Below are 13,025 nucleotides of genomic sequence, written 5' to 3'. Positions count from 1 at the left end.
TCAAATACCTCCTGATCATGCGTATTAGCCTGTAAACCATGTTCCCGGTTTGAAATGTAAACGATGTCTTCGGTTTGTACCCGGGGCAAGCCCGCTCCCACAGATTCACCACACAACTCAAGTTCACCACACAACTCAGGATTTCTGTGGGAGCGGGCTTGCCCCGCGAAAGGGACCGCACTGATTCACACCGCAAGAATGAACAAGAACCGCACGTCCACCATCAAGTACACTCGCGCCCTGCCCTGTACCGGAGACCGCCGTGAGCCCCATCGCCCTAGCCCGCCTGCTGACCCTTGCCGCCGTCTGGGGGGCGAGCTTTCTGTTCATGCGCATCATCGCTCCGGAACTTGGCACCGTGCCCACCGCCTTCTTCCGCGTGTCGATCGCCTGCCTGGGCCTGGTCGCCATCCTGGGCGCCGCGCGGGTGCGCTGGGACTTCGAAGGCAAGCTCGGCGCCTGCCTGGTGCTGGGCATGATCAACTCAGGCATCCCGGCTACCTTCTATTCAGTGGCGGCACAGGTGCTACCGGCCGGTTACTCGGCGATCTTCAACGCCACCACCCCGCTGATGGGCGTGCTGATCGGCGCGCTGTTCTTTCGCGAAGGGCTGACCGTGGGCAAACTGTGCGGCATCTTCCTGGGCCTGTTCGGCGTCGGCATCCTCAGTGGTGCGGGCCCTGTAGCCTTCGACATGGCCCTGCTGCAAGGTGCCCTGGCGTGCCTCGCGGCAACCACCTGCTACGGCTTCGCAGGCTTTCTGGCGCGGCGCTGGATCAGTGGCCTGGACAGCCGCCTTTCGGCACTCGGCAGCATGCTCGGCGCCACGCTTCTGATGACACCACTGTTCGCCTGGAGCGCATGGGCCCAACCGCCTGCCAGCTGGGGCGGCTGGCAGGTGTGGATGTCGCTGCTGGGCCTGGGGCTGGTGTGCACGGCCTTCGCCTATATCCTCTACTTCCGCCTGCTGGCAGAAATCGGCCCGGTGAAAGCCAGTACCGTGACCTTTCTGATTCCGGTGTTCGGCGTACTGTGGGGCGCCTGGCTGCTGGACGAGTCGCTGTCGATGGGCCACCTGTACGGCGGCCTGCTGATTGCTGCCGCGCTGTGGCTCGTCCTCAAGCCCGCACGCCGCACTGCCTGAGGGATTGTAGGGGGCTGCTGTGCAGCCCAATCGCCGGCAAGCCAGCTCCTACAGGTATTGCACTGCACTCAGGCAAGCCAGCCCCTGCAGGTATTGCACTGCACTCAGGCAAGCGAGAATTCCTGTGGGAGCCGGCTTGCCGGCGATGAATACCCCGCCGTTTCACCTGCGAAACCTCTACCTTTTCGCGTTACCCAAAATGCCCAGCTTCCTCGCACGAACTGAAGTTCATGCGCGGTTGCTGGGCATTTTCGTGCCATATAAAAAACCATGTTTCATATATAAAACACGCTCTAAATTCCAGCCAATTCACAAGTTATTAATAATTAACAAAATTATTGTTTATTTGAGGAAATTTCCCAACTGGCATTGTTCATGCACTGAACGGCGTATCACCTATAAAACAGACCAGAGAGCATTCCCATGGCTGTGAAAGAGATGTACGCAATCGCCCCGCAATGGCATGAACCGCAGCGCAACGAAGCAGCGACCGAAATCGAATTCCGCAACGTCGGCAAGGCCTTCCCGGCCAAAGGTCAGGTTGACGCGCCGTTCGCCATCCGTGATGTGAACTTCAAGATCCGTCGCGGCGAAGTGGTTTCCATCATCGGGCCTTCCGGCTGTGGCAAGAGCACCATCCTCAACATGGGCTCTGGCCTGTACCGCCCCACCGAAGGCGAGGTGCTGGTCAGCGGCGAAGCGGTCAACGGCCCGGTGCCGAAAGTGGCCTTCATGCTGCAGAAAGACCTGCTGATGCCGTGGCGCAGCATCCGCCGCAACGTCGAGCTGGGCCTGGAGATCCAGGGCATGCCCGCCGCCCAGCGCAAGGTCATTGCCGAGGATCTGCTCAAGCGCTGCCACCTGCAAGGCTTCACCGACCACTACCCGTTCCAGCTGTCCGGCGGCATGCGCCAGCGCGCCGCACTGGCCCGCACCTTGGCGATCGACCCGCAGGTGCTGTTTCTCGACGAGCCGTTCTCGGCCCTCGATGCGCAAACCAAGATGATCCTGCAACAGGACCTGGCGCAGATGCTGTTCGAGGAAAAGAAGACCGCGTTGTTCATCACCCACGACCTGGTCGAGGCCATTGCACTGTCCGATCGCCTGCTGGTGATGAGCGCACGCCCCGGCACGATCATCGAGGAAATCGAGATCGACCTGCCTTACCGCAACAACCCGCTGGAGCGCCGCAAGCTGCCGGAAATCGGCCCGCTGGCGGGCCGCCTGATGGATCTGCTGAAGGTCGGCGAAGACCTCGACCTGCACTGACCGACGCCCCACTCATTACTCGGGAGTTAGCATGTTCACCACCTACCTCAAGCGTGTGGCACACACCATCCTGGCTGCACTGGCACTGAGCCTGGCCGCCCAGGCGCAGGCCCAGGCCGAGCCGACCAAGGTCACCTACCTGTTGCCCGCGCCGCCCAGCCTGCCGGCGTTCGCGCCATGGATCATCGCCAAGGAAAAGGGCTACTACCAGGCCCAGAACCTGGACCTGACCTTCATCGCCGCCAAGGGCGGGGTGGACGTTGCCAAGCAGATCGGCGCCGGCAACGCCCTGGTCGGCGGCGCCATCGGTGACACGCCGATCATCGTGCGCCCCAACGGCATCCCGGTGCGCGCGGTGGCCGTGCTCGGTGGCGGTGGGGTGACCATGATCGCCACCAACGCCGGCGAGAACATCCAGTCGATCCAGCAGCTCAAGGGCAAGACCCTGACCGTGATGTCCTACTCCGACACCACCTACTACGCCCTGCTCGCCTCGCTGCGCAAGGCCGGCTTGACCAAGGACGACGTGGACATCCAGGCCGCCGGCCCCTCGGGCGTATGGCAACTGTTCTCGGCCAGCAAGGCCCAGGCCATGGCCGGGGTGCCGGACTGGGTGGTCAACGCCGAAGACGCCGGGCTGAAGTACGCGCTGATCCCCCGTGAGCAAGTGTTCGAGAGCATGGCCCAGGCGATCCTCGCCTCCGACGATGCCATCGAACACCACCCAGAGGTGGTCCGCGGCGTGGTCAAGGCCACCCTGCGCGGCCTGCAGGACATCATCGACGACCCCAAGGCCGCCGCCGCCAGTTTCGCCCGCGCGGTCCCGGCGTACGCCGGCAAGCAAGCGTCGCTGGAAAAAACCCTGCGCCTGTACGTGGAGTACGTGTACGCCGGTCAGCCCGTACTCGGCCGCATCGACCCGGCGCGCCTGGACACCGTGCGCAAGTTCTACGTCAGCGAAGGCATCGTCCCTCGCGAACCCAAGCTCGACGAGCTGTACAGCAACCAGTTCATCGAAACCAGCACCGCAGCCAAATGACGGCCCGGCCATAACAAGGTAATCGCCCGATGAGAAACCTCAACCCATCCATGCTCGGCAGCGTCGCCCTGCTGGCCCTGTTCCTGGTGCTCTGGCAATGGGGCCCGGGGCTGGTCGGCATGCCCGAATTCGTCATGCCCCAGCTGAGCCGGGTAGCCCAGGAAAGCCTGCTGATGTGGCAATCCGGCGGCCTGCTCGAACACACCCTGATCACCGCCTTCGAAATCATCGTCGGCTTCGCCCTCGGCGCCCTGCTGGGCGTGGCCATCGGCGTATCGCTGGGCCTGTCGCCGTCGGCCGAGGCCATGCTCTCGCCGTACATCCTGGCCCTGCAGATCGCCCCCAAGGTGGCGTTCGCGCCGCTGTTCGTGATGTGGCTGGGCTACACCATCTACCCGAAGATCCTCATCGCCATCCTGATCGTGTTCTTCCCGGTGATGATCAACGTGCTCTCGGCCATCCGCACCGTCGACCCGGACATGATCAACCTGGTGCGCACCATGAACGCCAGCCGCTGGCAGATCTTCCGCCTGGTGGAGTTCCCCTCGGCCATGGCCGCGCTGTTCTCCGGCCTGCGCATCGCCTCCACCCTGGCGGTCATCGGCGTGACCGTCGGCGAGCTGGTCGGTGGCAACCAGGGCCTGGGCTTCCTGCTGGTGGATGCCGAAGGCCAGGGCAACACCGCCGGGGTGTTCGTGGCCATCGTCATGCTCACGCTGATCGGCGTGCTCGCTTACGGCGCCGTGGTCTGGGCCGAGAAGCGCGTTCTGCACTACCTCCCCAAAGCCATGCTGAGTAGCCAATGATGAGCAGCTTCAACAACCTTCTCGAAGGCCGCCGCGTGCTGGTCACCGGTGGCGCCCGCGGCTTGGGCTATGCCTTTGCCCAGGCCATCGCCCAGGCCGGTGCGCGGGTGGTCATCGCCGATGTGCTGGCAGGCCGCGTGCAACAGGCCGCCTGTGAACTGAGCGGCATGGGCCTGGATGTCAGCGGCGTCAGCCTGGACCTGGCCAGCCCCGAATCCATCGACGCCTGCATCGAGCGCACGGTCAAGCGCCTGGGCGGCCTCGACGGCCTGGTCAACAACGCCTCGATCACCAACTCCGGCGGCAAAAGCTGCGAAGAGCTGGACATCGAGACCTGGGACCAGGTCATGCAAGTCAACGTGCGCGGCACCTGGCTGATGACTCGCGCCGCCCTGCCGGCCCTGCGTGAAAGCGGCCGTGGCGCGGTGATCAACCTGGCCTCCGACACCCCGCTGTGGGGCGCGCCGAACCTGCTGGCCTATGTCGCCAGCAAGGGCGCGGTGATCGCCATGACGCGCAGCCTGGCCCGTGAGCTGGGCAACGCCAACATCACCGTCAACGCCATCGCCCCCGGCCTGGTGCTGGTCGAGGCCACCGCCTACGTGCCCGAGGCCCGCCACCGCCTGTACACCGAACAACGGGCCATCCAGCGCCCGCAACTGCCCGACGACGTCAGTGGCGCGGTGCTGTTCGCCCTGTCCGACCTGTCGCGCTTCATCACTGGACAAACCCTGCCGGTCAACGGCGGGTTCGTCATGCCCTGAGCAAAGGAGAATCCCATGACCGACCTTTCCCAACAGCAAGACGCCCCGAAATCCTGGGACCGCCCGGCCGACGCCGACCTCGCCAGCTGGATGCAGACCCGCATCGCCCGCTACGAGACCCGCCGCTACGACTGGGACGCGCTGAAGTTCCAGGCCGACTACGACCCCAAGTTCCGCCGCGCGCAGATGCGTTACGTGGGCACCGGCGGCACGGGTGTAGGCAGTGACATGAACACCATCGCGTCCGAGCACTTCACCTTCTCCACCATGGTCATCCCGGCCGGCCACGAAGGCCCGCCGCACCTGCACACCGATGTCGAAGAGGTGTTCTTCGTGCTGCGCGGCAAGCTCAAGGTGGTCATCGAAAAGGATGGCGAGCGCTTCGAGACCATCCTCACCGACCGCGACCTGATCTCGGTGCCGCCTGGGGTGTACCGCGAAGAAATCAACGTGGGCGATGAAGACGCCCTGATGTGCGTGATGCTCGGCGCCAAGAAGCCGGTCACCCCGACCTACCCGCCAGCGCACCCGCTGGCGTCGATCAAGCGCGGGTAAGCCGATGATGCCGATCACCCCCATCGCCCCGCTGCTCGCGCAGCTCGACCAGCGCTTCGGCGCCCGCCTGCTGCGCCTGAACCAAGGCCAGCAAGCGGTGCGCGAAGCCGGCAGCGGCGAAGCCATCGTGCTGCTGCACGGCATTGGCTCGGGCGCGGCCAGCTGGTTGCAGGTGGCCCTTGGCTTGAGCGAGCGGGCGCGGGTGATCGCCTGGGATGCACCGGGCTATGGCCAGTCCGCGCCATTGCCAAACGCAGCGCCAAGCGCCTGCGACTATGCCGGGCGCCTGCTGCAGACGCTCGACGCCCTGGGCATCGCGCGCTGCGTGCTGGTCGGCCATTCCCTTGGCGCCCTGACCGCCGCCGCGTTCGCCCAGGCCCAACCGGGCCGCGTCAGCCGCCTGGTGCTGATCAGCCCGGCACGCGGTTACGGGGCGCAACCCGATCAGCGCCAGGCGGTGCGCAACAAACGCCTGCACAGCCTGGAGCAGCTGGGCATCGAACAGATGGCCCGCGAGCGCAGCGCGCACTTGCTGGCCCCTGGCGCCAGCATCGAGGCCCTGGCCTGGGTGCAGTGGAACATGGCGCGGTTGCTGCCACAGGGCTACCGCCAGGCCATCGAACTGCTGTGCGGCGACCACCTGTTGCGCTACGCGCCGTTGGCGGTGCCCTGCGAAGTGCACGGCGGCAGCGCCGACAGCATCACCCGCGCCGACGACTGCCAGGCCCTGGCCGCAGCCCTCGGCGCGCCTTTCACGCTGATACCCGGCGCCGGCCATGCCTGCGCCATCGAACAACCCGACACGGTGACGGGCCTGCTGGCCCGCGCCCTGGACGCCTCTCTCACAGGTAGCGTGCTATGAACGATATGGATCCGTTGAAGGAAAACCAGGACAAGTACATTGTCCCGGGCCTGGAACGCGGCCTGCTGCTGCTGTGCGAATTCAGCCGGCAAAACCGTACCCTGACCGCCCCCGAACTGGCCCGGCGCCTGTCGCTGCCACGCTCGACCATCTTCCGCCTGCTGACCACCCTGGAAACCATGGGCTTCGTCACCCGCAGCGGCAACGAGTACCGCCTGGGCATGTCGGTGCTGCGCCTGGGCTTCGAATACCTGGCCTCGCTGGAGCTGACCGAACTGGGCCAGCCGCTGCTGGCACGGCTGTGCGACCACCTCAACTACCCGAGCAACCTGGTGGTGCGTGACGGCCGCTCGATCGTCTACGTGGCCAAGGTTTCGCCACCGTCGGTGTTCTCCAGCGCGGTCACCGTCGGCACCCGCCTGCCCGCCCACGCCACCGTGCTGGGGCGCATCCTGCTGGCCGACCTGAGCCTGAACGAGTTGCGCGAGTTGTACCCGGAAGAACACCTGGAGCAGTTTTCGGCGTGCACACCCAAAACCGTACTGGAGCTGTTCGACCTGGTCCAGGCCGACCGCCTGCGCGGCTATGTCAGCGGCGAAGGTTTTTTCGAACCGAGCATTTCCACGGTGGCAGCCCCGGTGCGCGATGCCAGCGGCCAGGTGGTCGCCGCGCTCGGCCTGACCATCCCCACCGTGCAGATCGGCCACGTCAATTTCGACAACCTGCTAGGCCAGGTGCGGGGCAGCGCCGATGAGCTGTCGCGGCTGCTCAACTACACGCCTAACGCCGGCCTGGGCCGCGTCACTGCGCTGATGAGGGACTGAAATGAACCCCTATCAACTTCACGACAGCACGGTGATCGTCACCGGCGGCTCGTCCGGCATCGGCTACGCCTGCGTCGAACTGCTGCTCGAAGCCGGTGCCCGCGTGGCCTTCTGCGGGCGCAACGAAGGCCGCCTGCGCAGCGCCGAAACGCGGTTGCGCGAACGCTTCCCCGAAGCGCGCCTACTGGCCCAGGTGTGCGACGTGCTCGACGCAGGTTCCGTGCAGGCCTTTGCCGCCGCCAGCCAGGCAGCGCTCGGCGCGGCCCAGGTGCTGATCAACAACGCAGGCCAGGGCCGCGTGTCGACCTTCGCCAGTACCACCGATGACGCCTGGAACGACGAGCTGCAGCTCAAGTTCTTCTCGGTCATCCACCCGGTGCGCGCGTTCATGGCGCAACTGCAAGGCCAGGCCAACGCCTCCATCGTGTGCGTCAACTCGCTGCTGGCCAGCCAGCCCGAGCCACATATGGTTGCCACTTCGGCCGCCCGTGCAGGGCTGAAGAACCTGGTGCGCTCGATGGCCTTCGAATTTGCCGAACAGGGTATCCGGGTCAACGGCATCCTCATCGGCCTGGTCGAGTCGGGGCAATGGCGCCGCCGCTTCGAGGCGCGCGAGGAGCGCGAACTGGACTGGCCGCAATGGACCGCGCAACTGGCACAACGCAAACAAATTCCCTTGGGCCGCCTTGGCCTGCCGAAAGAAGCGGCGCAGGCGATCCTGTTCCTCGCCTCGCCCCTGTCGGCCTACACCACTGGCAGTCATATCGATGTATCCGGAGGCCTGTCCCGCCATGCGTAACGAAAACACTGTCACCGTCGGTGCCGTCATCACCGCGTTCCTCGAGCAATGCGACGTCAAGGCGGCGTTCGGCGTGATCTCGATCCACAACATGCCGATCCTCGATGCCTTCGCCGTGCGCGGCAACATCCGTTTCGTCATGGCCCGCGGTGAAGCCGGGGCCACCAACATGGCTGACGCCTACGCCCGCAGCAGCGGCGGCCTGGGCGTGTGCCTGACCTCCACCGGCACCGCGGCCGGCAACGCTGCCGGGGCGATGGTCGAAGCGCTGACCGCTGGCACGCCGCTGCTGCACATCACCGGGCAGATCGAAACCCCGTACCTGGACCAGGAGCTGGCCTACATCCACGAAGCGCGCGACCAGCTGACCATGCTCAAGGCGGTGTCCAAGGCGGCGTTCCGCGTGCGCAGCGTCGAAACCGCGCTAAGCACCCTGAAGCTGGCCGTGCAGACCGCCCTGACCGCGCCCACCGGCCCGGTCAGCGTCGAGATCCCGATCGATATCCAGTCGGCTTTCATCCCCATGCCAAGTGACCTGTCGCCGCTGCCGATCCCGGTTGCCGCACCGGCTACAGAAGCCCTCGACCTGGTCGCCGAACGCCTGGCCAGCGCCACCCGCCCGCTGCTGTGGCTGGGCGGTGGTGCGCGGCATGCCGGCGCGCAGGTCAAGCGCCTGCTCGACATGGGCGTCGGCGTGATCACCTCGACCCAGGGCCGCGGTGTGGTCAACGAAGACGACGCACGCTGCCTGGGGGCGTTTTCGCAGAACAAGCTGGTCGAAGGCTTCATGCAGACCTGCGATGCGCTGGTGGTGGCGGGCTCGCGCCTGCGCAGCAACGAGACCTTCAAGTACGCCCTGAAGCTGCCGCGCACCACCCTGCGCATCGACGTCAACCCGGCCATCGAAGGCCGCAGCTACCCCAGTGACCTGTTCATCTGCGGCGACGCTGCGCTGGCCCTGGAAGGCCTGGCCGACCGCCTGCAGGGCCGCCTGAACATCGACCCGAACTTCCTGGCCGAGCTTAAGGCCGTGCGCGAGCAGGCGCGCAAGCAACTGGTGGCAGACCTTGGCCCGTATGCGGCACTGGTCGAGCAGTTGCAGGCGCAGACCGGGCGCAACTTTACCTGGGTGCGCGACGTAACCCTGTCCAACAGCATCTGGGGCAACCGCCTGCTCAACCTCTACCACCCGCTCGCCGGCGTGCACGCGCTCGGCGGTGGCATCGGCCAGGGCCTGGCGATGGGTATCGGCGCGGCCGTGGCAGCGGCCGAGACCGCCCCGGGGCGCAAGGTGTTCGCCCTGGCCGGCGACGGCGGGTTCATCCTCAACCTGGGTGAACTGGCGACCCTGGTGCAGGAGAAAGCCAACGTGGTCATCCTGCTGATGAACGACCAGCGCTACGGCGTCATCCGCAACATCCAGGACGCCATCTACGGTGCCCGGCATGCCTATGTCGAACTGCACACGCCGGACTACAGCAAGCTTGCCGAGTCGCTCGGCCTGCGCCACGGCCTGGTCAGCGACCTGAAACACTTCGGCGAGGTGCTCGAAGGCGCGCTGAGCGCACAAGGCCCGTTCCTGCTGGAAGTGGACATGCTCAGCGTCGGCGGTTTCGCCACCCAGTTCGCCGGCCCGCCCAACAGCGAAACCAAGGCGCAGAAGGCCACGGCCTGAGGACCCTGCCATGTTGCATATCACCATGATCGGCTGCGGCGCCATTGGCGTCAGCGTGCTCGAACTGCTGGAGCAAGACCCACAGCTGTGCGTGGACGCGGTAATCGCCTCGGCCGGCTCCGAAGACCTGGTGCGCCAGCGCCTGGCCAGCTTTCGCCAGCCGCCACGGGTGCTCACTGCCCTGCCCAGCGACCACTGCCCCGACCTACTGGTCGAGTGCGCCGGCCACAAGGCCATCGAGGAACACGTGCTGCCAGCGCTGGAGCGCGGCATCGCCTGCCTGATCGTGTCGGTGGGGGCGTTGTCCGAGCCCGGCCTGGTCGAACGCCTGGAAGCCGCAGCGGCGCGCGGCAACACGCGCATCGAGCTGCTGCCAGGCGCCATCGGTGGCATCGATGCCTTGTCGGCGGCCAAGGTCGGCGGCCTGGATGCGGTCACCTACACCGGCCGCAAACCGGCCCAGGCCTGGAAGGACACCCCGGCCGAGCAGGTGTGCACGCTGGCCACCCTCAGCGAAGCGACGGTGATCTTCGATGGCAGCGCCCGCGAAGCGGCGCGGCTGTACCCGAAGAACGCCAATGTGGCGGCCACCCTGTCGCTGGCGGGGCTGGGCCTGGACCGCACCCGGGTAACCCTGATCGCCGACCCGCACAGCGAAGAGAACGTGCACCAGGTCGAAGCCCGTGGCGCCTTCGGCCGCTTCGAGATGAGCCTGCGCGGCAAACCGCTGGCGGCCAACCCGAAAACCTCGGCACTGACCGTCTACAGCGTGGTGCGCGCCCTCGGCAACCACGCCCATGCCATTTCCATCTAGGGGACTGCCAATGACTCTGGAACAGACCTTACCCATTTGCATCGCCGGCACCTGGCGCCTGGGTGGCGGCGAACGCTACGCCACTTGCTACCCCGCCACCGGCGAGCCGGTCGCCTGGCTCAATGCCGCCAGCCTGGAGGATGTCGAAGCCGCCGTGCAGGGCGCGCACCAGGCCTTTTTGCACAGCGGCTGGGCCCAGCGCAAACCGCATGAGCGCGCCGCTGTGCTGTACCGCATCGCCGGGCTGATCCGCGAGCGTGCCGAAGAGCTGGCGCAACTGCAGCGCCAGGATAACGGCAAGCCGATCAACGAGACCCGCGCCCTGGTCGCCAGTGCTGCGGGCACCTTCCAGTTCTTCGCTGCCGCCTGCGAAACGCTGGAAGAAACCATCACCCCGTCGCGCGGTGACTTCGTCAGCATGAGCGTGTACGAGCCGATGGGCGTGGTCGCGGCGATCACCCCGTGGAACTCGCCGATCGCCAGCGAGGCGCAAAAGGTTGCCCCGGCCTTGGCCGGCGGCAATGCGGTGGTAATCAAGCCGGCGGAAATCACCCCGCTGCTGGCCCTGCAATTGGCCCGCATCTGCGAAGACGCCGGGCTGCCCAAAGGCCTGGTCAGCGTGCTGCCGGGCAAGGGTTCGCTGCTGGGTGACGCCTTGACCCGCCACCCGCTGGTCAAGCGCGTGTCGTTCACCGGCGGGACCCGCACCGGCAAGCACATCGCGCATATCGCCGCCGACAAGATGATGCCGGTGTCGCTGGAGCTGGGCGGCAAGTCGCCGACCATCGTGCTGGAAGACGCCGACCTCGACCACGCCGTGGCCGGTGTGCTGTACGGCATCTTCAGCTCCTCGGGCGAGGCCTGCATCGCAGGTTCGCGGCTGTTCGTCGCCCGTGCCCTGTACGAGCCATTCATGGCCCGCCTGACCGCCGCCGCCGCGCAGCTGCGCCTGGGTGACCCGGCCGATGAAAACACGCAGATGGGCCCGCTGATCAGCGCCGGCCACCGCGAATCGGTGGAGCGCTACGTGGCCCTGGGCCTGGCCGAAGGTGGCCGCCTGCGCCTGGGCGGCCAGCGCCCGAGCGGCGGCCTGTTCGACCAGGGCTACTTCTACCCGCCAACCATCCTCGAAGGCCTGAGCAACCGCCAGCAGGTCTGCCAGGAAGAAATCTTCGGCCCGGTGCTGGTCGCCATGCCGTTCGACAACGAAGAGCAATTGCTGGCCCAGGCCAACGACAGCCTCTACGCGCTGGCCGCCGGCATCTGGAGCCGCGACTACAAGCGCGCCTGGGCCCTGGGCCGCAAGCTGCAGGCCGGCACGGTGTGGATCAACACCTACAAGCAATTCTCCATCTCGACGCCGTTTGGCGGCTGGCGTGACAGCGGCCTGGGCCGCGAAAAAGGCCGCCTGGGCATCCTGCAGTACATGGAGCAGAAGAGCCTCTACTGGGGCATGAACCAACAACCGCTGGCATGGGCCGGCGTGGAGGCAGGGCAATGAGCGTACTGGGCATCGACGAAGTCACCTATGGCGTGGAAGACCTCGCCACCTGCGCGCGCTTCTTCGCCGACTGGGGCCTGAGCAAGGTCAGCGAGCAGCCCGACGAGGTGGTCTTCGAAACCCTCAACGGTTGCCGCGTGGTGCTGGCGGCCATCGACAAGCCTGGCCTGCCACCAGCCATCGAGCCCGGCTCGACCGTGCGCGAGGTGGTGTGGGGCGTCGCAAGCCAGGCAGACCTGGCGCTGTACAGCCAGCGCATCGCCAACGACCCCGGTTTCGTCGAAGGCAACGGCCGCATCGGCTGCACCGACCCCAATGGCCTGGCGATCCGCCTGCAAGTCACCCGCAAGCACGCACTGGACATCGAGTGCAGCGGCCACAACACCTGGCAAACCAAGGGCCGGATCAACAAGCCAGCGCCGGTCTACGAACGCGCCACCCCCATCGAAGTGGGCCACGTGGTGTTCTTCGTCAAGGACGTGAATGCCTGCGAAGCCTTCTACCACGAGCGTTTCGGCTTCCAGGCCTCGGACCGCTACCCCAACCGCGGCGCGTTCCTGCGTACCGCCGAAGAAGGCGGCCACCACGACCTGTTCATGCTGCAGCTACCGGCGCCACGCGCCGGGCTCAACCACGTGGCCTTCACCGTGCGTGACCTGCACGAAGTGTTCGGCGGCGGCATGCATATTTCCCGCTGCGGCTGGGCCACCGAGATCGGCCCGGGCCGGCACCCGGTGTCGTCGGCGTTCTTCTGGTACTTCAAGAACCCGGCCGGGGCGCTGGTGGAATACTACGCCGACGAAGACCAGTTGACCGGCGACTGGCAGCCGCGTGAATTCGAACCCGGCCCCACGGTGTTCGCCGAATGGGCGATCGCCGGTGGCATCGATGGCAATACCCGACGCCAGCAGAATATCGAAGCGCCGCAAGGCAAGTTCCTCACCGACAAACCCAAGAACAATTGAGGCCACTC

The 13,025-nt window shown here is 66.2% G+C and carries 13 protein-coding genes; all 13 read left to right on the top strand.

Translation table 11 applies throughout. The features are described from left to right. Nucleotides 1-262 precede the first annotated feature (262 nt). The 13 genes from ACFY68_RS15535 to ACFY68_RS15475 all read left to right on the top strand — a co-directional run bounded on the left by ACFY68_RS15535 (nt 263) and on the right by ACFY68_RS15475 (nt 13,017). Nucleotides 263-1,144: a DMT family transporter gene (locus ACFY68_RS15535; protein WP_387528816.1), complete on the top strand. Its 882-nt coding sequence runs from the start codon at nt 263-265 to the stop codon at nt 1,142-1,144. Nucleotides 1,145-1,567: 423 nt separating this feature from the next. Next, a complete protein-coding gene (locus ACFY68_RS15530) occupies nt 1,568-2,413 on the top strand; it encodes an ABC transporter ATP-binding protein (protein WP_387528813.1) in 846 nt (281 codons plus the stop codon). 31 nt (nt 2,414-2,444) lie between these two features. Next, complete coding sequence (locus ACFY68_RS15525; protein WP_387528810.1) at nt 2,445-3,452, top strand: ABC transporter substrate-binding protein; 1,008 nt, start codon at nt 2,445-2,447, stop codon at nt 3,450-3,452. Between the two features lie 29 nt (nt 3,453-3,481). Then, entirely contained in the window at nt 3,482-4,258 is a 777-nt protein-coding gene (locus ACFY68_RS15520; protein ID WP_346611630.1) for an ABC transporter permease, read from the top strand. After that, nucleotides 4,255-5,022 (top strand): SDR family oxidoreductase, encoded by a 768-nt coding sequence (locus ACFY68_RS15515; protein WP_387528806.1) that lies wholly within the window; start codon nt 4,255-4,257, stop codon nt 5,020-5,022. Before ACFY68_RS15520 ends, ACFY68_RS15515 begins: the two co-directional genes overlap by 4 nt. A gap of 15 nt (nt 5,023-5,037) precedes the next feature. Then, nucleotides 5,038-5,577, top strand: a complete 540-nt coding sequence (locus ACFY68_RS15510; protein WP_346611632.1) for a cupin domain-containing protein — start codon at nt 5,038-5,040, stop codon at nt 5,575-5,577. A 4-nt stretch (nt 5,578-5,581) separates the two neighbouring features. Next, a complete protein-coding gene (locus ACFY68_RS15505) occupies nt 5,582-6,439 on the top strand; it encodes an alpha/beta fold hydrolase (RefSeq protein WP_387528802.1) in 858 nt (285 codons plus the stop codon). A 5-nt stretch (nt 6,440-6,444) separates the two neighbouring features. Further along, nucleotides 6,445-7,263: an IclR family transcriptional regulator gene (locus tag ACFY68_RS15500; protein ID WP_346612063.1), complete on the top strand. Its 819-nt coding sequence runs from the start codon at nt 6,445-6,447 to the stop codon at nt 7,261-7,263. A 1-nt stretch (nt 7,264) separates the two neighbouring features. Continuing rightward, nucleotides 7,265-8,062, top strand: coding sequence for an SDR family oxidoreductase (locus ACFY68_RS15495; RefSeq protein ID WP_387528799.1), 798 nt, complete (start codon nt 7,265-7,267; stop codon nt 8,060-8,062). After that, nucleotides 8,055-9,737, top strand: a complete 1,683-nt coding sequence (locus ACFY68_RS15490; protein WP_387528796.1) for a thiamine pyrophosphate-binding protein — start codon at nt 8,055-8,057, stop codon at nt 9,735-9,737. The genes ACFY68_RS15495 and ACFY68_RS15490 overlap by 8 nt, the downstream gene beginning before the upstream one ends. A 10-nt stretch (nt 9,738-9,747) precedes the next feature. After that, nucleotides 9,748-10,551 (top strand): aspartate dehydrogenase, encoded by an 804-nt coding sequence (locus tag ACFY68_RS15485; RefSeq protein WP_387528793.1) that lies wholly within the window; start codon nt 9,748-9,750, stop codon nt 10,549-10,551. A gap of 10 nt (nt 10,552-10,561) precedes the next feature. After that, nucleotides 10,562-12,052, top strand: a complete 1,491-nt coding sequence (locus ACFY68_RS15480; protein WP_387528790.1) for an aldehyde dehydrogenase — start codon at nt 10,562-10,564, stop codon at nt 12,050-12,052. Further along, complete coding sequence (locus ACFY68_RS15475) at nt 12,049-13,017, top strand: VOC family protein (protein ID WP_387528787.1); 969 nt, start codon at nt 12,049-12,051, stop codon at nt 13,015-13,017. Before ACFY68_RS15480 ends, ACFY68_RS15475 begins: the two co-directional genes overlap by 4 nt. Nucleotides 13,018-13,025: the final 8 nt, after the last annotated feature.

Origin of the sequence: Pseudomonas sp. NPDC012596 (genome assembly GCF_042902325.1) — a bacterium.
Taxonomy (GTDB): domain Bacteria; phylum Pseudomonadota; class Gammaproteobacteria; order Pseudomonadales; family Pseudomonadaceae; genus Aquipseudomonas.
Note: the sequence above shows the minus strand (reverse complement) of the source record. Positions and strands in the feature narration are given on the sequence as shown.